The sequence below is a fragment of the Streptomyces sp. NPDC026575 genome (assembly GCF_055567415.1).
The window spans coordinates 75,043-91,337 of the sequence record NZ_JBVHQM010000011.1 but is presented as its reverse complement, the minus strand read 5'-3'; the positions used below and the strand labels follow the sequence as shown (position 1 = coordinate 91,337).

23 protein-coding genes and 1 tRNA gene are annotated in these 16,295 nt (G+C 69.4%); 4 read left to right on the top strand and 20 right to left on the bottom strand.

What is annotated here, in order from left to right; genetic code table 11:
* Positions 1-9: 9 nt before the first annotated feature.
* From ACZ4NB_RS17300 to ACZ4NB_RS17225, 16 genes are all read right to left on the bottom strand, one after another.
* The gene (locus ACZ4NB_RS17300) at positions 10-1,635 is read right to left on the bottom strand and encodes a terminase (RefSeq protein WP_467662323.1); all 1,626 of its coding nucleotides are present in this window, start codon (positions 1,633-1,635) and stop codon (positions 10-12) included.
* A 3-nt stretch (positions 1,636-1,638) separates the two neighbouring features.
* Positions 1,639-2,031 carry a hypothetical protein gene (locus tag ACZ4NB_RS17295; protein ID WP_467662321.1) on the bottom strand — a complete coding sequence of 131 codons (393 nt, stop codon included), beginning with the start codon at positions 2,029-2,031 and terminating at the stop codon, positions 1,639-1,641.
* A gap of 145 nt (positions 2,032-2,176) precedes the next feature.
* Positions 2,177-2,647, bottom strand: a complete 471-nt coding sequence (locus ACZ4NB_RS17290; protein WP_467662319.1) for a very short patch repair endonuclease — start codon at positions 2,645-2,647, stop codon at positions 2,177-2,179.
* Between the two features lie 47 nt (positions 2,648-2,694).
* Positions 2,695-3,006 (bottom strand): HNH endonuclease, encoded by a 312-nt coding sequence (locus ACZ4NB_RS17285; protein ID WP_467662318.1) that lies wholly within the window; start codon positions 3,004-3,006, stop codon positions 2,695-2,697.
* A 2-nt stretch (positions 3,007-3,008) separates the two neighbouring features.
* Entirely contained in the window at positions 3,009-3,140 is a 132-nt protein-coding gene (locus ACZ4NB_RS17280) for a hypothetical protein (protein ID WP_467662316.1), read from the bottom strand.
* Positions 3,137-3,328, bottom strand: coding sequence for a helix-turn-helix domain-containing protein (locus ACZ4NB_RS17275; protein WP_467662314.1), 192 nt, complete (start codon positions 3,326-3,328; stop codon positions 3,137-3,139). Before ACZ4NB_RS17275 ends, ACZ4NB_RS17280 begins: the two co-directional genes overlap by 4 nt.
* A gap of 132 nt (positions 3,329-3,460) precedes the next feature.
* Positions 3,461-4,090, bottom strand: a complete 630-nt coding sequence (locus tag ACZ4NB_RS17270) for a hypothetical protein (protein WP_467662312.1) — start codon at positions 4,088-4,090, stop codon at positions 3,461-3,463.
* Between the two features lie 10 nt (positions 4,091-4,100).
* Positions 4,101-4,511, bottom strand: a complete 411-nt coding sequence (locus ACZ4NB_RS17265; protein ID WP_467662310.1) for a hypothetical protein — start codon at positions 4,509-4,511, stop codon at positions 4,101-4,103.
* On the bottom strand, positions 4,508-5,464 hold the full coding sequence (locus ACZ4NB_RS17260; RefSeq protein WP_467662308.1) for a mucin-2: 957 nt from the start codon (positions 5,462-5,464) through the stop codon (positions 4,508-4,510). The genes ACZ4NB_RS17265 and ACZ4NB_RS17260 overlap by 4 nt, the downstream gene beginning before the upstream one ends.
* Before the next feature lie 39 nt (positions 5,465-5,503).
* Positions 5,504-6,661, bottom strand: coding sequence for a DNA cytosine methyltransferase (locus ACZ4NB_RS17255; protein ID WP_467662306.1), 1,158 nt, complete (start codon positions 6,659-6,661; stop codon positions 5,504-5,506).
* The gene (locus tag ACZ4NB_RS17250) at positions 6,658-6,849 is read right to left on the bottom strand and encodes a hypothetical protein (RefSeq protein WP_467662304.1); all 192 of its coding nucleotides are present in this window, start codon (positions 6,847-6,849) and stop codon (positions 6,658-6,660) included. The genes ACZ4NB_RS17255 and ACZ4NB_RS17250 overlap by 4 nt, the downstream gene beginning before the upstream one ends.
* Positions 6,846-7,586 (bottom strand): hypothetical protein, encoded by a 741-nt coding sequence (locus ACZ4NB_RS17245; RefSeq protein WP_467662302.1) that lies wholly within the window; start codon positions 7,584-7,586, stop codon positions 6,846-6,848. Before ACZ4NB_RS17245 ends, ACZ4NB_RS17250 begins: the two co-directional genes overlap by 4 nt.
* Complete coding sequence (locus ACZ4NB_RS17240) at positions 7,583-8,371, bottom strand: PD-(D/E)XK nuclease family protein (protein WP_467662300.1); 789 nt, start codon at positions 8,369-8,371, stop codon at positions 7,583-7,585. The genes ACZ4NB_RS17245 and ACZ4NB_RS17240 overlap by 4 nt, the downstream gene beginning before the upstream one ends.
* Entirely contained in the window at positions 8,368-8,745 is a 378-nt protein-coding gene (locus ACZ4NB_RS17235) for a hypothetical protein (RefSeq protein WP_467662299.1), read from the bottom strand. Before ACZ4NB_RS17235 ends, ACZ4NB_RS17240 begins: the two co-directional genes overlap by 4 nt.
* Positions 8,742-9,104, bottom strand: coding sequence for a hypothetical protein (locus tag ACZ4NB_RS17230; protein WP_467662297.1), 363 nt, complete (start codon positions 9,102-9,104; stop codon positions 8,742-8,744). Before ACZ4NB_RS17230 ends, ACZ4NB_RS17235 begins: the two co-directional genes overlap by 4 nt.
* On the bottom strand, positions 9,101-9,364 hold the full coding sequence (locus ACZ4NB_RS17225; RefSeq protein ID WP_467662295.1) for a helix-turn-helix transcriptional regulator: 264 nt from the start codon (positions 9,362-9,364) through the stop codon (positions 9,101-9,103). Before ACZ4NB_RS17225 ends, ACZ4NB_RS17230 begins: the two co-directional genes overlap by 4 nt.
* 210 nt (positions 9,365-9,574) lie before the next feature.
* Between ACZ4NB_RS17225 and ACZ4NB_RS17220 the strand changes: the two genes are divergently transcribed.
* Together ACZ4NB_RS17220 and ACZ4NB_RS17215 are read left to right on the top strand one after the other, a co-directional pair.
* A complete protein-coding gene (locus ACZ4NB_RS17220) occupies positions 9,575-10,150 on the top strand; it encodes a helix-turn-helix transcriptional regulator (RefSeq protein WP_467662294.1) in 576 nt (191 codons plus the stop codon).
* 128 nt (positions 10,151-10,278) lie between these two features.
* Positions 10,279-10,725, top strand: a complete 447-nt coding sequence (locus ACZ4NB_RS17215; protein ID WP_467662292.1) for an ImmA/IrrE family metallo-endopeptidase — start codon at positions 10,279-10,281, stop codon at positions 10,723-10,725.
* Between the two features lie 13 nt (positions 10,726-10,738).
* On the opposite strand, the gene ACZ4NB_RS17210 is transcribed toward ACZ4NB_RS17215, so the two are convergent.
* Positions 10,739-10,942 carry a helix-turn-helix transcriptional regulator gene (locus ACZ4NB_RS17210; RefSeq protein ID WP_467662290.1) on the bottom strand — a complete coding sequence of 68 codons (204 nt, stop codon included), beginning with the start codon at positions 10,940-10,942 and terminating at the stop codon, positions 10,739-10,741.
* A 126-nt stretch (positions 10,943-11,068) separates the two neighbouring features.
* Here ACZ4NB_RS17210 and ACZ4NB_RS17205 point away from each other — a divergent pair, with 126 nt between their 5' ends.
* Both ACZ4NB_RS17205 and ACZ4NB_RS17200 read left to right on the top strand, forming a co-directional pair.
* Positions 11,069-11,545 (top strand): helix-turn-helix domain-containing protein, encoded by a 477-nt coding sequence (locus tag ACZ4NB_RS17205; RefSeq protein ID WP_467662288.1) that lies wholly within the window; start codon positions 11,069-11,071, stop codon positions 11,543-11,545.
* Positions 11,546-11,557: 12 nt separating this feature from the next.
* The gene (locus tag ACZ4NB_RS17200; protein ID WP_467662286.1) at positions 11,558-12,838 is read left to right on the top strand and encodes a tyrosine-type recombinase/integrase; all 1,281 of its coding nucleotides are present in this window, start codon (positions 11,558-11,560) and stop codon (positions 12,836-12,838) included.
* An 87-nt stretch (positions 12,839-12,925) separates the two neighbouring features.
* On the opposite strand, the gene ACZ4NB_RS17195 is transcribed toward ACZ4NB_RS17200, so the two are convergent.
* The 3 genes from ACZ4NB_RS17195 to ACZ4NB_RS17185 all read right to left on the bottom strand — a co-directional run bounded on the left by ACZ4NB_RS17195 (position 12,926) and on the right by ACZ4NB_RS17185 (position 16,230).
* Positions 12,926-12,999, bottom strand: a tRNA-Thr gene (locus ACZ4NB_RS17195).
* Between the two features lie 93 nt (positions 13,000-13,092).
* The gene (locus tag ACZ4NB_RS17190; protein WP_467662284.1) at positions 13,093-14,679 is read right to left on the bottom strand and encodes an alpha/beta hydrolase; all 1,587 of its coding nucleotides are present in this window, start codon (positions 14,677-14,679) and stop codon (positions 13,093-13,095) included.
* A gap of 303 nt (positions 14,680-14,982) precedes the next feature.
* Complete coding sequence (locus tag ACZ4NB_RS17185) at positions 14,983-16,230, bottom strand: DNA polymerase III subunit delta' (protein WP_467662282.1); 1,248 nt, start codon at positions 16,228-16,230, stop codon at positions 14,983-14,985.
* Positions 16,231-16,295 lie beyond the last annotated feature (65 nt).

Below are 16,295 nucleotides of genomic sequence, written 5' to 3'. Positions count from 1 at the left end.
AGTTGGTGATCAGCGGAGGACGATGACGCGCCGGTCCTTGTTGGTCTTGCCCTTGCCGTTCATGGTCAGGTCGTAGCGGGCCATCTCGGCGAGCAGGCAGGCGGCCCACCCGTCCACCTTGCGTTTGCTGCCGCGCCGGTCCTTGCCGAAGCTGATGCCGTACCGGTTGGGGCGGCGCCGCGCGTTGAGGACGTGGCGCCGTAGCGTCACGTCCCCGCCGTGGCGGACCTTCGTGTCCCGTACTGCGCGCATGAGGCGTTCGTTGGCGAGCGTGGACTGATAGAGACGTCCGCGCATGTCCCACGCCACCGGGTTGCTCATCGAGGCGCGGACGCGGATGGTTTCGCGGAAGTCGCGGCCCCAGGCGTCCACGTAGCTTTCCCAGTGCTCGACATCGGCGAAGAGCCCACCCACGTCGTACCGCTCGAACGCGGCCCGTACGGCGGTGTCCACGGCTTCGCGGTCGATCTCCCATCCCTTGCCGTCCGGTCCCTCCGGGCGCTCCCAGATGCCGAGCGGCACGAACAGCCGGTCCTCGATGCGGCAGGCGACGAGCGCCGTGGCGTCGTCCCGGATGGAGCCGTCGAAGCCGAGGACGATGGCGTCCCCATCCGCGAGTTCGGCATCTGTGCGGCAGGCGTCCCACTCGTGCGGTGCGAAGAGCGCGTCATCCGCGGTGGCGACCTCGTTGAGGTAGAACCGCCGGGAGTCGGCGGGGTCGGTGCTGGTGTCGTAGATCTCTTCCAACACTCGGTCGATGAGCACCCATGGCGCATCCCGGTACAGGCGGGTGAGCGCGGCACGCACCTCGGCCTCGTCGGACAGGTCCTTGACGGCGGCTTGCGGGTGGTAGCGCATGAGCCCGCCCAACTCGCGTCGGGACAGGGCGTGTTCGGCGTCCTCGGCGGTCTTCTCGGCTACCGAGTCCTCGCCCGGAACCCACGTGTTCGTGGTCTCGATCGAGCGGCCGTTCATCTTGCCGAGGTTGCGGCGGATGGTCGCGGCCAGCTTCCGGCCACCGTTGGACGGCAACCACAAATGCGGCTCGTCGAGGATCGCGGCCGTGAGCCGCTGTCCCTCGCGGGAGGATGCCGACGCGGTGACCGGCTCCAGCTTGCCGAGCCGGGTACGGACGCGGGTCAGTCCGATGTCGAGCCCGGATATCGCGTGCGCGGCATCCCCCTCGCGCAGCATCGCCAGGACGAGCGACATGGTGTTGTCGGTCTGGTCCTGGCTGACCGCGGCGAGCTGGACATGGGGCGAAGGGTGCGGCCGGCCGACCGCCTCGCCCACCGCGTCGAAGCCGTCGAACACGGTTTCCGCCGCGAGCTCGCAGCACGCGAGCGCGCCGGCGAGCGGCGACTTGCCCGCGCCCTTGGGCATGACGACCTGGCCCCGGCGGAACAGCCACGAGCCGTGGCCATCGACGGCGTACCACCAGGCCACGACGCGGGCTTGGGTGTCCGTCCACCGCCACGAGTCCCCGGCGGCGCTGCCGTCCGGCTGCGCAAGGAAGGTTTCCCCCCACGCGAGCACGCCCCACCCAAGGGTGGGGATGCCATAGTCGGTGGGCATCCCGATGGGCAGACCATCGGGGGCGAGCGGAATGCGTTGTCCGGCAAGCGTGACGCGCAACGGTCACACCCCCTTGACGTTCCCCCATCGGGCGCGGGCGGCGGCGCGTGCCTGCTCGGACACCACGTTCTGTTTGCGCTGCGCGTCCGCCGGGGCGTCGGGCAGCTTCAACGACTTGAGCAACCCGGCAAGCACCGTGCGGTGCTGACGGACTTCGGAGACCAGCGGGGAGGCGACGAGCTGCCCCATGGACCCCTTGACCATCAGCGGGGCGTCGGTCAGCTCGGCTTCGAGGCGTTCCACGATGTCGGCTTCGCGGCAGGCGTCGCCGAGGATACGCGCCTCGTCGGGGCGCAGCTCGTACCGCTCGGTGATCTCGCGCCACAGGCGGCGGCCGGCGGCGCCGAGCTTGGCGGGCGAGCGAGGCTTGACCCGCTCGGTGTCGAACCCGGCCACGGTTGATCACCCCCCAACCGTGACGAAAGGCGTGTGAAAACAGCACGGAACCGCACGTATGGCCAGGGCGGCTATGACGCTGCGGTCAAAATCGGACATCCGGGGCGGGGGAATCCCCCCTGGGCTGCCGCGCCGATCAGGACGCTCAACGCGGCGACCGTCGCTTGCGGACCACTTTCGCGATCTTCTCGGCGCACGCATTCGGGGCGTCGTGCTCCCAGAAGCGCAGGACCAGCCATCCCGCTGCCTTGAGCCGTCGGTTCGTGTCATGGTCACGCTCGACATTGGTCCTGACCTTGTCGCTCCAGTAGGCGTCATTGGTCCGGGGCGAGACGTAGTGCTCAGGACAGCCATGCCAGTAGCAGCCATCGATGAAGACCGCGACCTTCGCCGGGCGGAAGACAAGGTCTGCCGTGCGCCGCAGGTCTTTGAGCGGACGGGCATCGACGCGGTACCGCAGGCCCTGAGCATGGACCAACCTGCGGATAAGCAGCTCGGGCTTCGTGTCGCGCCCCCGAATCGCCTGCATGTTCCGACGCCTCGCAGCCGACGACGCCCACGAGCCCGGTGGCGGCGTCCACTCTCTCGGCACTACGGCCTCCCGAGGTCCTTCCATCGGCTGATCTGGATCTCATGCCCACCCTATGACGAGCTGATCCAGACCTACCGCGAACGGGGCGAGCGGCGGTCAGCAGGGTGCGGCTCAGGGGGCCGCTTGCGTGGTCGACGGGCGCGGGACTTCGCGGCGGCCTTGCCGCCCTCGCTGCTCGACTTCGCGCGATGGCACGGGTCTGAGTGGATCGCGGCGAGGTTGTCGGGTGAGTGGTCGTCGCCGGGGGTGATGTGGTCGACCTGGTCGGCGCCATGCTTGCCGCAGACGTGGCAGATGCCGTTGTCGCGGCGGAGGATCGCGGCGCGGAGGACGGGCCAGTTCGGCGGTAGCCGCCTGGCGCGGTCGCTCGTGGTCCACGCCATGGCTACTCGCCCCGCCGGCCGGGCGGGATCTGCCGCATGAGGCGTTCGTACTCGCGTGGGCTGAGGTGGTAGCGCGGGTCCGGCTTCGGCTCGGTGCGCTCGCGTGCCGGGGCGGGTGCGGTGACGGTGGTCATGGGCTCGCCTTCCTCGGCGGTGCCGGCGCTCCGGGTTCGGGGAGTTCGTGGAGGTCGTAGCGGACCTTTCCTCGTCCGGTGCCGTGCTGGGTGATGCGGCCCTCATGTGCCCATCGGTAGACGGTGGTCACGGGACGTTGGGTGTAGGCGGCGGCCTCGTCAGGCCGTACGAGTATGGGGGCGCTCAACGCGCTCGACCTCCCTCGGGAAAGGCGAATGGGCCGCCCCACGGGGGAAGGGCGGCCCATTCGGGTCTGCGCGCGAGGAGACGGTGTGCCGCTGTGCGGTGACACGTCTTGCGCTCGTAACAGACGCTATTTTCACGGAGTTGGGATTGTCAACCGGCTTCGGGAGACCATTTCCGGGGCCGCGTTTCCTACCGTTTCAGCGAGTTGAATGAGTTGCCGACCGGACCAAATTCCCCGGCATTCCGAGCACTGGGCGGTGAGCGTTGCGGGGTTGGCGGTGACGCGTCCGCCGCACTCGCACGCGCCGAGGGGGATGCGCGGGGTGTCGCCGTCGATGACGCGGCGGGCTCGTCGGCACAGTGCGCCGATCTCGTGGGCGAAGTCCCCGGCAGTCGGGTGCTGTTCGGCGGCCCACGGGAGGTTGACGCGTAGCCGCTGTACGGCGCTGCTCACGCGGTCGCGGTCGGTGTCCCACTGGGGTTCGTCCCAGTCGAGGACGCGGTACCAGTCGGCCACCCATGAGACGAGGATGTCGGGGATACCGCCGGTGGCGGTGAGATTGAGGGCGTCGATGTTGCACGGTGCGGGCGCCTCTATGGATGTGCGTTTTCCGCTCGCCGCCGCTTTGGTGCCGACGAGATTTTCCAAGGTACGATAGAGAGACGGTATTTCGTCGAGTTGCGTTGCCACGCGTTCTTCGCAGACATGGCAGAGGTTTCGGCCCTCGTTTGTGCTGCGCGGGCAGTTCTGGCAATCGCTCATGGTCGCTGGCTCACCGTGCCTTCGTGCTGGGGACATCACGGCCGACGGAACTGAGCGCGCCCCGGATTGCCTCGGGAGCGCCGACAGCGGGGCCAGCGGCTCGGGAGCGCTGTTCACGAAGTGCGGCGAGGTAGGCGGGTACGTCGTCGGGGTCGGCGTCGGGGATTTGTGCAGCGAGGCCAGGACCCTGAAAGTCCTTGGCGCGGTTACTGCGGGTGCGGCGGATCTGGCCCACGATCTCCCCGACGGCGATGAAGGCTTTGCCCATGGCCACCAGGGCGACGACGGCGGCGCGGGCTTCGTCGAGGGTGTAGCCCTTGAGGACGTCGTGCCAGGCGTCGGGGGTGTACTCGTCGAACTTCTGCTGTGGGCACTGGGCGTGCACGTAGGCCGTGATCATGACGGCTTCCGCTTCGGTCATGGGGCGGGTTCCTCCTCCGGGGCCATGCGTGCTTGGGCTCGGGTCATGGCGCGGTTGATCCACTCGTCGGTCGCCTGTTGGCGGCGGTCCCGCAGGGGGACCACGGCCCCGCTGGTGAGGGCGGGGGCGTTCGGTGCGTGCTCGGAGACGGCGGGCAAGGAACGCCAGCCGGCGAGGAAGTAGCGGACCGAGCGGGGACGGTTGCGGGCGCCGTGCCATGCGGCGCGGGCGTGCTCCACGAGGACGGGAACGGTGCACCGGTCCATGAGGGCCTGCAACAGGACCCACTCCGCGGGGTCGAGCTGCCAGCCGACAATCATGCCCGCCTGGGTCATGGCGTCCACCAGGGGCCGTACGGGTTCAGCGATGCGCGGCCCGTCAGCATCCTCCGGGCTAGCTTGTTCTCTCTCCGCAGGAGAGAGAACACGGGTCGGGTCGGGACGGGACCACCGTGACGCTTCCGCACTGTCACGCTGTGACAGACCCTCTTGGCCTGCGGTTTCATCACCAAATGGGGAACCTTCCGCGCGGCTTTGACGATTTTCGGCCGATGATTCGTCGTCGAATCGCGGACGGTTCTTCCTCGAATCAGCGGTCTTTCGCTGCTGTTCGCGCCCCCGTCGCTGCCGCTCGGTGGCCTGGTCACGGTCTCGCTGGACCTTCGCTCGCGAGGGGTTGTAGACGAGGTAGTCGTGGATCACGTAGTCACCGACGGGCGGCTGCGGACACCGCGGGCAGGCGTGCCCGTGCTTGTGCCACAGGCCGACAGCCACGAGTTTGCGGACCTGGGGGGCGGTTCCGTAGAGCTGCGCGGTGATGGCGGGCACCACCCCCTCTGTGAGGTGCTGGGCGACGTAAGAGCCGCACCGCAACCACAGGCCGACGGCGGCGTTTCCGGCCTTCATGAGTTTCGGATGGCCGTGCGCGGTGTCGTCGACCTTGAACCAGGTCACCGTGGATACCTCCTCTCTCAGGTGGTCGTGTGGGGGTAGTCAGGCAGCCACGGCGTCCGGTGCAAGTCGGTCGAGGAGCAATCGCAGTGCTGCGGCAGTCTGTTGGGGCACCACGCCGTTGCCGAGGGCTTTGAGCTGTGCGCCACGGGACAGGCCGGGAACGGCCGTCACGTGGCCGTCTGGCAGGCCCATGAGCCATTCGGCGAAGGCCGGGTTCAGCCGGCCTCGATCGTCAGTTGGCCGTGGTGCGGGTCCGGCGATGCGTCCCCACCGTTCGACGGCTTCCGCGTACGGTCCCCACCAAGCGTGGTCATCACGTTCGACAGGTACACCTGGTGATTGCGCGCTCGCCGCTTCTCCGCCGTGGCGTCGTTTGACCCGCCGTCGCTGGCCGTCGGCGTCGGCAGCAGCCTCGCCGCCGTGCTCGCCAGGGTCAGACTGCCGTCGGGGTTGCGCTGGTTCGGACTCCCTTTCTCCCCGTCGCTCGCCTTCGGCGTGGGCAGCAGCCGCACCGCCAAGCCGAGCGGCAACCCCATGTCGCCCATGCCGGGGTGCCGGGCTTTCATCCGCTCGCGCCTGGCCTGCCAGACCTTCGGGTCGATGGTGTCCTGAATGAATCCGGCCGTCGGGGTCGGCAGCAGGCCACGCGGCGATGAACACGCGTTCCCTGCGGTGGGCAGCGCCGATCTCCGACGCGCGTACGCAGCACCATTCCGCATCGAACCCGAGGCCGGCCAGGTCGCCGAGTACGGCGCCGAGTGCCCGCAAAGCAGGCTCACCGCTTCCGTCTCCCACACACCACGGGCACGGCTCCACATGGCTATGTGCCTGCGTCGAGAGGAGACCGCGGACATTTTCAATCACCACCAGTCGGGGTTGTAGGGCTTCGATCGCGCGGGCCACGTGCAGCCACAGGCCCGAGCGAGTGCCTTCGGCGAGTCCGGCCATGCGGCCGGCGGTGCTCACGTCCTGGCATGGGAACCCGGCGGTGAGCACGTCGACCGGTTCGACGGCGTGGAAGTCCGCGGCGGTGAGGTCACCGAGGTTGGGCACGTCCGGCCAGTGGTGAGCGAGGATCTTCGAGGCGTTCGGGTCGTACTCGCAGTGCCAGGCCACCGAGCCGCCGAGTACGTCGATGACGCCCATGTCGAGCCCGCCGTAGCCGGAGCACAGCGAGCCGATACGGAGTGCGTTCACTCGTCACCGCCGTCCGGCTCGGCGGCGTTGTCGCAGCCGAAGGCGTCGGCGATGTGGTGCAGGGCGGCGGGCACGCAATCTCTGGGCATGTTGCCGCTCAGCTCGACGAGCCCGTCATGGCCGACGAGGACGACGAGGGCGGCGTCACCAGGAGTGATGACGCGGATGTTGATGTCGTCGGCGTTCACTGCGCGTCTCCCTCGTCGCTCGGTACGCCCCAAAGCGGTGCGGCGGTGGTGCTGTTGGCGCTCTCGTCGGCCGGGGGCTCGTCGTCGGCGGTGGCTGTCTCTGCGGGCTCGGTTTGATCGTTTTCAATGCTGGGGGGTGTGTCGGACACCTTCCGGCGCCGTCGTACGATCCGGGTCTCGCCCGTGGCACCGTCGGCGAGTTCTTCCGCCGCGTACGGGACGCCGTGCAGCACGTCGGAGGCGGTCAGTCGGCACGCTTCCGCGGTGGCGCGGGCCAGGAGCATCGCCTTGGGCTGCTTCTTCCAGTTGTCCTTGCCGGTCAGCTGGGCGTCACGGGCGCGCTCGATGGTCCATTCCGAGCGGTGGACCTCGCTTTCGCCCGCGCGCCGTCCACAGACCACGGCGCGGGTGGCGGTGGATTCCTCTTCCCAGATGGCATGGCCGTGGGACTGGACGAGTCCGCGCATCGCGTTCGCCCTCATCGCCGGAGTGCCCTTGATCAGGTCGAACGATCGCAGCGCGGCCATCGGGGACAGGCCCATCTCGTTGCCGGTCAGGATGGCGGCGGTGACCTCGTGCGGCTTGCCTCGGAAGGCTTCGGGAACGAACGACGTTCGGGAGAGGGATTCGGCGATGGTGAACGCGGCGCGCGCGGAGTCAGCCCACGCGACGAGTTCGGCGACCGTGCCGCGCGGCGCGGCGGGGGCGTCGAGGGTGGCCGGCAGGGGCTCGCTCATCGGCTGGTCTCCATGGTCTTGAGCAGGTGTGCGGGGGTCACCGGGTCGTGGACAAGCGCGGGAAGTGTCTTGGAAGCGCGGGCCACGGCGGCGATGTCGAGGAACAGCCGGAACGTTTCGTCGCTCGTGTCGAGCGGATGCACGCTGTACCCATCGGGCCGGATGTGGACGGCGTACGTGGCGGTGATGTTGAGCCGCGCCATCGGGGACTCGGTGCCCTCCTCGTTCAGGTGGAAGTCGGCGTACCGGTAGGCGGCGAGCTGCAACGCGGTGTCCGGCCAGATGCCGGACGCGCTGGTCTTGTAGTCGAACAACGCGACCTGTCCGCCTGGGAGTTCGGCCACCAGGTCGAGCGTCCCGGCGTAGTGGTGGGCGCGCGAGCCAACCGGCGCCTCGGTGAGCAGCGGGCGGACGCCCCAGTCGTCGAGGAAGTCCGCGCACGCCGAGACGTACCCGTACAGCTCGTCGGGGACATCGGCGTCCTCGTCGTGTGAGAGGGCGTCGGCGTAGCGGTGGACTTCGGTACCACGGGCCGCGGCCGCGTTCCGCTCTCGGAACGGGGCACGGCGGATCTCGTCGTATGCCGAGTCAGCCTCACCGGAGGCGACGAGCGGGGCGAGGGTGCGCCAGTTCTCGACCGCGTACCGGGCCGCGGACTTCGCGGCCCACGGGACGAGTGCCGGCTTGGGAAGGCCGCCGCCGATGAGGGTGGTGACACCGGTGACCGGCTCATCGTCGAGGGTGTAGGCGTGGCCCCGCTTGTTCTCGGTGCGCACCAGCGTCATCGTGCGGCCCCTTCCCGAATGCGCGCGGTCGTGGTCTGCGCGGCGTGGTGGTAGAGATCGGCGGCCAAGAGGCGCGCGTCCCGCTCTGGCATCGCGAAGTCGACGGGCGGCAGAGAGTCCATGAACGCCTCGCGCGCGGCGTCGAGCGCGGCCGCGGCCCCGTTCACGACGTGCTCGGGCAGGTCCCGGACCTCTTCGAGGTTCGCCATGCCCTCGTAGGTACGGCGCCGGGCCGCTATCTCTTCGAGCATGTCGGCGACGCCGTGCGGGTCCTGGGCGTACTCGGTAGCGATGATCTCGGCAACGAGTTCGGCGATGTCCTCGGCCGAGAGCACCACGCGCCGCCCGTCCTCGTGCAGGCGGACCGCGATCATGCCGCCTCCCCGTGGTTGATGTTCTGCTCGCCTTCCTCAGCGGCCGCGGTGCAGCCGGCCCGTATCTCGGCGGCGAGGGACAGCACACCCTCGGCCGCTCGTTCCACGAGCGCCGCGAAGTCGGCGGCGCGCTTCGGCTCGTGTTCGGCGAGGACTTCGACCCATCGCGCCGCCTGCTGCGCCTCACTCAGCGCCCGGAACGCTTCTCGCGTCGTCAGCACCGCTTCGACTCCGACGAGTTGCCGAACGGTCGGCGGTGCGGGCGCCTCGCCCTTCTGCTGGTCGAGGTACGACCTCGTCAGGCGCCCCCGCAGCGCGACGAGATCAGCGGTGTTCATGGCCACGTACGGCGTGCTCATCGGGCCGCGCCTTCCGAGTGAGCCGTGGCGGCCTCACAGGCATCGACATAGGCGATCAGCTCGGTGAGCCGGTACATGACCCGACCTTCCATACGGAAGCACTTCGGGCCACGGCCACGGTGACGCCAGCTCCGGAGCGTCGGCACGGCGACGCCGAGATACCCGGCGGCCTGCTTGGTTGTGAGGAGCTTGGGTTCAGAGGCGGCGGCACCTTGCAGCAGCCGCAGCGCGAGGGAAGTCGGGGACAGTTCGTCGGACACGCAGCACCCTCCCAAGTGCGCTTGGCACATGACCAAGCGCCGAGCGAGGCCCCATGATTACGTAAGAATCGGTAGCGAAGCAACGAGCTTTCGGAAGTAATCGGAGGGCTGCGTTTCCTGGCGTTGCATATTGCGGCAGAGTGTTGCAGAGTTCGTATCGAAACCGGCCAACGCGGCGTGCGCGCTGTGTTTCGCGACTGGAGAAGTGACGTGAACCGTGATGCCTCAGCCTGGCGACGGCTCGGCGACCTGATCAGGGCCCACCGCGTCCGCAAGGACTGGACACAGGAACAGCTCGCCAAGAACGCCGGCGTCTCAACGAAGAGCGTCGTTACGGCGGAGTCCGGCAAGGTGCCGACCCGCGTGCCGCCGACCCTCGAACGCATCACGGTCGCGCTCGGGTGGGCGCCCGGCGCCGTGGATGCCGTGCTCGACAAGCGCGACCCGGACGAGCGCGAGCCGGAACAAGCCGCCGTCGTCCCGATCCCGGTCAACCCCACCGGGCGCGCGGTCGCCGCACTGCGCGGCGCGATGGAGTTCAGCCGCGTGTGCGCCGAGATGGGTGCGGACCCCACGGTCCTCGAACACTTCGACGCCGCCGCCGAGGAACTGCTGTCCTCGGCCGTCGCCGCGCAAGCGGCAGACCTGTCCCGCCCCCGGCGCCTCAATCAGGAGCACTACGCGGCCGTCGCCCACTCACCTCGCGGCGACGGCGGCCCCGCGGCGGACCGGGACATCGTGGACGAGGTGGTCCGCAAGTTCGACGCGGAACTGTCCGAGCAGTAACCAGCTACGGACAGTGATCAAAGTTGCGCAAGGGGGAAGCGGAACTGTTGAATCGAACACGCGTCTGATATACGGGGAGCGGAGGACGCGTGCACGGCGGCCAGGACAATGACAAGAGAATCCGCGCGGTGTCCTGGCTACCCGTCCAACCCCGAGTACCCCGAAGCCCGTACAACCCATGGGACGAGGCCGACGAGCTCGGCTTGCACGTGCGCTACGCGCCGCTCGCCGACTCGTGGTCATGGTGGATACCGTCCCGGCGGCTCATCGTCCTCGCGGAACGGATGAATGACGCCGAAGCACGCTGCGCCCTGGCCCACGAGGTCCAGCACGCCAACCACGGCGATACCGAACCGGCGGACTACCGCGAGGCCGTGCGGCAGGAGGTCCTCGCCGATGAGACGGCGGCGCGCAAGCTCGTCCCCGTCGTCGAGCTTCACGACATCCTGAAGTGGACCACCGACCCGATTGAGGCCGCGCACGAGCTGAGCGTCACCGAGCACATGATGCGCGTACGCTTCCGCGTCCACCGCCGGGACATGCGGAGTCTGGACACGCTGAAGCTCGACACCTGAGACACCACGGGGATCAGGCGGCGAGTTCTCCGCCGGCGGCATGACGCGCCTTCCATGCGTCGACATCCCCGCGCGCGTATCGAACGCGCGCACTCCGCCCCGATCCGAGCTTGATGAAGCGCGGCCCCTCGTCACGCCACCGCCAGTTCGCGAGCGTCCTCACGGAGACACCCAACTCGTCGGCGAGCTCTACGGGGGTCAGGTCCGGCTTATCCACAACATCGCTCCCGTCTCGCGCCCCACCCGATTCGGCCCGTAGGGTCGGCTCGGATAGTACAGGTGGATGCAGAGATTACTCAAGAGCTATTGCTAACCATCCATTTGAGATGGAAGGATGCGGGACGTGAACGAGGTACCGGGCGGCTCTGGCCGCAAGCTCACCAAGAACCCTCTCGGCCCATCGGGCGAGTACGTGCGGCTGAACGTCGCACGACTGCGGGCGGCTCGCGGATGGGACAAGACCGAACTCGCCCGACGCGTGCGAGACCTCGGCCGCCCCATGCCCGACCTGGGCATTCCGCGCATCGAGCAGGGCACGCGACGCGTCGACGTTGACGATCTCGTCGCCCTCGCCGTCGCGTTGGACGTGAACCCCTCGGCGCTGCTCTTGCCGCCGACCGACGGCGACACCGAGCGGTGCGGGGTGACCGGAGCGGGAGAGGTGAACGCGAAGGCCGCGTGGGACTGGGCGGACGGACAACGTCCGTTGATGTATGGCGACGACCCATCGGCCGCGCATCTTCAGTTCCTCATGTCAGCGCGCCCGAGCGGACGCCGGCTGACGAACATGCCCGAGGTACCTCATGATCCCGACGAATAGGAGCGCCACTAGATGGCACGGGTCTGGATAGAGGACCGACAGAAACACAAGAGCTATCAGGAGGCGGTGAAGCGGGCGAAGGCCGCGAAGAAGGACCCGCCCGGCCGTTGGCGGGTGCGGTGGTACGGCCCCGACGGCAAGCCGAAGTCGCAGACGTGCGCCAGGAAGCCGCAGGCCGAGAAGGTCCAACAAGAGCTGTTGGACCGGCTCGACAAGGGTTCGTATCGCGACCCTTCCGCCGGGAAGACGCTGTTCTCCGCGGTGGCCGAGGAGTGGCAGAAGGCACTGCGGAAGCAGGGGCGGAAGACGAAACACGATTACGACGAGGCGCTACGGCTCTACGTCCTCCCGAAGTGGGAGACGTGGAAGGTGGCGGCCATCAAGTGGGAGGACGTTTCCGCCTGGGTGGACGCCCTGTGCACCGAGCCGGGGGTGTCCGGGCGGAAGCTGTCCCCCGCCCGGATCATCAAGGTCTTCGGCGTCTTCCGCATGGTCATCAAACACGCGGTGAAGTCAGGCAAGATCGCTGCGAACCCAGCCGCCGAGCATGACCTACCGGTCATCGGGGACGACGACGAACATGTCTATCTGTCGTACGACCAGCTTGAGGCGCTGGCACGCGCGGCCGGCGAGTACGGGCCGATGATCCGGTTGCTCGGGTACTCCGGCATCCGGTGGGGCGAGTCCATCGCCATCGCGTCCGGGCGGCTCGACCTCGATACGCGGCGGCTGCGCATCGTGCAGGCATACTCCGACGTGAAGGGCGTGCTCGAACTCGGGCCGGGCAAGACGCACGAGAAACGCACGGTGCCGCTGCTGCCCTCGCTCGTCGAGGAGCTGCGCCCGCTGGTCTCGCGCGACGACACCACCGCCCTCGTCTTCAAGGCTCCCAAAGGCGGCCCGCTGCGGTACAACAACTTCCGCACGCGGGTGTTCAACAAGGCCGTGAAGGCGGCCGGGCTCGGCGACCTCGGGATCACACCGCACAAGCTGCGGCACACCGCCGCGTCACTCGCCATCGCGGCCGGCGCGGACGTGAAGGTCGTACAGACGATGTTGGGGCACAAGTCCGCCGTCATGACGCTCGACCTGTACGGGCACCTCTGGCCGGACCGGCTCGACGAGGTGGCGGACCGCCTCGAAGAGGGGCGGCAACTCCTGTTGGAACGGCGCCGCGTTCTCTCGAAGTTCGGCGGACTGCTCGCCGGGCTGCGTGAGCGCCGCGCCGACGAGCCCCAGGAAGAGAACGAAGAGAACGAGGTCAGCACCGCGCCTCTGGCTATCGCTGCGTGAGCGGAGCGGTGTGTACTAAATGCGTACTGCCCGGCGGGTAGACCCACCGGGCAGTGACACAAACAGCCTGTGACCAGGCATTTCCTGAGCCGCCTTCGGGATTCGAACCCGAGACCTACGCATTACGAGTGCGTTGCTCTGGCCAACTGAGCTAAGGCGGCGTGGTGCGCGGCCCAGTCTACACATCGCAGAGGGGTGGTCTGTAACCGGTTTACGGGCTGGTCAGGGGAGGGCGGCGGTGGGTGTGAGGCGGGTCACTTGCAGCGCTTGTTCTTGGGTGGGGTGGTGCCGTCGAGGAGGTAGGTGTTGATCGCGGCGTCGATGCAGTCGCTGCCGCGGCCGTAGGCGGTGTGGCCGTCGCCCTCGTAGGTCAGGAGGGTGCCGCTGGCGAGCTGGCCGGCGAGGGCCTTGGCCCAGGTGTAGGGGGTGGCCGGGTCGCGGGTGGTGCCGACGACGACGATCGGGGAGGCGCCCTTGGCCTCGATGCGGTGGGCCTTGCCGGAGGACTTGATCGGCCAGTACGCGCAGTTCAGAGCGGCCCAGGCGAAGTTGTCGCCGAAGACCGGGGATGCCTTGCGGAAGCTGGGCAGGGCGGCGCGTACCTGGTCGGGGCTGGTGAAGGCGGGCGCGAGGTCGAGGCAGTTGACGGCGGGGTTGGCGTACATCTGATTGGCGTAGGTGCCGTTGGGGTCGCGCTCGTAGTAGCTGTCGGAGAGGGTGAGCAGCCCGCGGCCGTTGCCGGCCTTGGCCTGGGCGAGGTAGTCGCGCAGCATCGGCCAGGCGCGCTGGTCGTACATCGCGGCGATGACGCCCGTGGTGGCGAGGGATTCGGTGAGCTTGCGCTCCTCGCCCGTCTCCGCGGGATGGGCGTCCAGCTTCTTGAAGAGGGCGGAGAGCTGCTGCCCGGCGTCCTCGGTGCTCTTGCTGCCCAGCGGACAGCCCTGCTTCTTGATGCAGTCCGCGGCGAACGCCGTGAAGGCGGTGTTGAAGCCGGCGGTCTGGTCGATGTTGATCGTGCGGGCGTCGAGGTCCGGGTTCATGGCGCCGTCGAGGACCATACGGCCGGCGCGGGTGGGGAACAGGCCGGCGTAGGTCGCGCCGAGGAAGGTGCCGTAGGAGGCACCCACATACGTCACCTTCTTGTCGCCCAGAACAGCGCGCAGCACGTCCATGTCGCGGGCCGCTTCGATCGTGGAGACGTGTGCGAGCACCTTGCCGGAGCGGGACTGGCAGCCCTTGGCGAAGTCGCGGTAGGCGGTGGTGAGCTTGTCGACCTCGTCCGGGGAGTCCGGGGTCGGGTCGGTCTGGGTGTAGCGGTCCATGTCCTTGTTGGACAGGCACTCGATCGGCTCGCTACGGGCCACACCGCGCGGGTCCATCGCCACCATGTCGTACCGCGCGCGGACCGGCGCGGGCTGCGGCGCGTACTGCTGGAGGTAGTCGATCGCCGAACCGCCGGGGCCGCCCGGATTGACCATGAGGGAGCCCAGCCGGCTGCCGGGGCCGGTGGCCTTCTTGCGGGCCACCGCGAGCTTGAGGTCCGTGGCCGCGCTGGGCTTGGCGTAGTCCAGGGGCGCCTTCAACGTCGCGCACTCGAAGCCCGCGACTCCGCAGGCGTGCCAGTTCAGCTTCTGGTCGTAGTACGGGCGGAGCTTGGCCGGGATGGCGGTCGGGAGGGGCTGGAGGGAGCTGTCGGCGGGGCGCGGAGCACCGGCCTCCGTCGTACGGCCCGAGGACGCGTCGGCGTCGGGGGACGAACGCTCCGAGGAGCAGCCGGAGATCAGCAGAGCAGAGGCCGCGAGGAAGGCGGCGGAGGTGCGGAGCAGGCGGCTGGTGGACATGGGCGGTCCCTTGGTCTCGGTCCCCTGGATCTGGAGCCTGGAGTGCGGGGAGCGGGTGTGGGTGGGGGTGTCGCTGTGGGGCGTGGAATGCGGTGTGGTCCTTGAGGGGGTGGGAGGTGGGGGTGGGGGGTGGGGGGTGGGTGAGGCGCGGGGTGGGGCGGGATCGGGTGGGGTTGGCCTGGCCCGGACGGAGCGTGTTCGCGTGGGGACTTTGTGTGATCGGCCTCTCGAAGGGGGTGGTGGGGTGGGGGTTGTGGGGGTTCGGTTGTTGGTTGGTTGGTGGGTGGGTGGTCCGGGGCGGGGTCAGCCGGATCGGAGGGCGGCCGTCATTGCCTCTACTGCCAGGAGGGGGGCCACGTTGCGGTCCAGGGCGTCGCGGCAGGCGATGACCGCCTCTATGCGGCGGAGGGTGCGTTCGGGGGTCGAGGTGGTGGCGATGCGCTGGACGCTGTCGCGCACCTCGTCGTTGGCGAGGGGGACCGAGGCGCCCATCTGGAGGGCGAGGACGTCGCGGTAGAAGCCGGTGAGGTCGACCAGGGCCAGGTCGAGGCTGTCGCGCTGGGTGCGGGTCGCGCGGCGCTTCTGCTTGTCCTGGAGCTCCTTCATGACGCCGGCGGTGCCGCGGGGCAGCCGGCCGCCCGTGCCGGCGGCGGCACCGAGGGCCGCGCGCAGCTCCTCGGTCTCCTTCGTGTCGACCTCCTCGGCGACCTGCTTGGCGTCCTCCCCCGCGGCGTCGATCAGCTCCTGGGCGGCCTTGAGGCAGCCGCCGATGTCGTCGACGCGGAGGGGGAGCTTGAGCACCGCCGCGCGGCGGGCGCGGGCACGCTCGTCGGTGGCGAGGCGGCGGGCCCGGCCGATGTGGCCCTGGGTGGCGCGGGCGGCGCGATCGGCGGCCTCCGGGTCGATGCCGTCGCGCCGTACGAGGACGTCGGCGACCGCGCCGACCGGCGGCGTACGCAGGCTGAGGTGGCGGCAGCGGGAGCGGATGGTGGGGAGCACGTCCTCGATGGAGGGGGCGCACAGGAGCCAGACCGTACGGGGGGCCGGCTCCTCCACGGCCTTGAGGAGGACGTTGCCGGCGCCTTCGGTGAGGCGGTCGGCGTCCTCCAGGACGATCACCTGCCAGCGGCCGCCGGCCGGGGAGAGCGAGGACCGGCGGACCAGTTCGCGGGTCTCCTTGACGCCGATGGACAGCAGGTCCGTACGGACGATCTCGACATCGGCATGGGTGCCGACCAGTGCCGTGTGGCAGCCGTCGCAGAAGCCGCAGCCCGGGGCGCCACCGAGCGCGCGGTCCGGGCTGACGCACTGCAGGGCGGCGGCGAAGGCGCGGGCCGCGGTGGAGCGGCCGGAACCGGGCGGGCCCGTGAACAGCCAGGCGTGCGTCATCTGGGAGGCGCCGCCGCGGTCGGCCGCCGGCTGCGGCGGCTCGCCGGGCCCGGCCTGCTGCGCGGCGTGCTCGGCCGTGACGACGGCGTCCGCATCGCGCGCGGCGGCGGCCAGCTGCGCCGTCACCCGGTCCTGGCCGACCACGTCGTCCCATACCGCCATCGCGCCTGCCGTTCCTTTCCGTTCCGTACTGCTCGTGACTCGCTCGACCCATTGTGGTGCAACCC

What these genes read in the sequence shown, in the direction of transcription:
- ACZ4NB_RS17265 (WP_467662310.1), bottom strand. Translation starts at nt 4,511, where the DNA reads ATGACCGAAGCGGAAGCCGTCATGATCACGGCCTACGTGCACGCCCAG.
- ACZ4NB_RS17245 (WP_467662302.1), bottom strand. Translation starts at nt 7,586, where the DNA reads ATGAGCGAGCCCCTGCCGGCCACCCTCGACGCCCCCGCCGCGCCGCGC.
- ACZ4NB_RS17235 (WP_467662299.1), bottom strand. Translation starts at nt 8,745, where the DNA reads ATGATCGCGGTCCGCCTGCACGAGGACGGGCGGCGCGTGGTGCTCTCG.
- ACZ4NB_RS17285 (WP_467662318.1), bottom strand. Translation starts at nt 3,006, where the DNA reads ATGGCGTGGACCACGAGCGACCGCGCCAGGCGGCTACCGCCGAACTGG.
- ACZ4NB_RS17270 (WP_467662312.1), bottom strand. Translation starts at nt 4,090, where the DNA reads ATGAGCGATTGCCAGAACTGCCCGCGCAGCACAAACGAGGGCCGAAAC.
- ACZ4NB_RS17290 (WP_467662319.1), bottom strand. Translation starts at nt 2,647, where the DNA reads ATGGAAGGACCTCGGGAGGCCGTAGTGCCGAGAGAGTGGACGCCGCCA.
- ACZ4NB_RS17200 (WP_467662286.1), top strand. Translation starts at nt 11,558, where the DNA reads ATGGCACGGGTCTGGATAGAGGACCGACAGAAACACAAGAGCTATCAG.
- ACZ4NB_RS17280 (WP_467662316.1), bottom strand. Translation starts at nt 3,140, where the DNA reads ATGACCACCGTCACCGCACCCGCCCCGGCACGCGAGCGCACCGAGCCG.
- ACZ4NB_RS17230 (WP_467662297.1), bottom strand. Translation starts at nt 9,104, where the DNA reads ATGAGCACGCCGTACGTGGCCATGAACACCGCTGATCTCGTCGCGCTG.
- ACZ4NB_RS17185 (WP_467662282.1), bottom strand. Translation starts at nt 16,230, where the DNA reads ATGGCGGTATGGGACGACGTGGTCGGCCAGGACCGGGTGACGGCGCAG.
- ACZ4NB_RS17240 (WP_467662300.1), bottom strand. Translation starts at nt 8,371, where the DNA reads ATGACGCTGGTGCGCACCGAGAACAAGCGGGGCCACGCCTACACCCTC.
- ACZ4NB_RS17190 (WP_467662284.1), bottom strand. Translation starts at nt 14,679, where the DNA reads ATGTCCACCAGCCGCCTGCTCCGCACCTCCGCCGCCTTCCTCGCGGCC.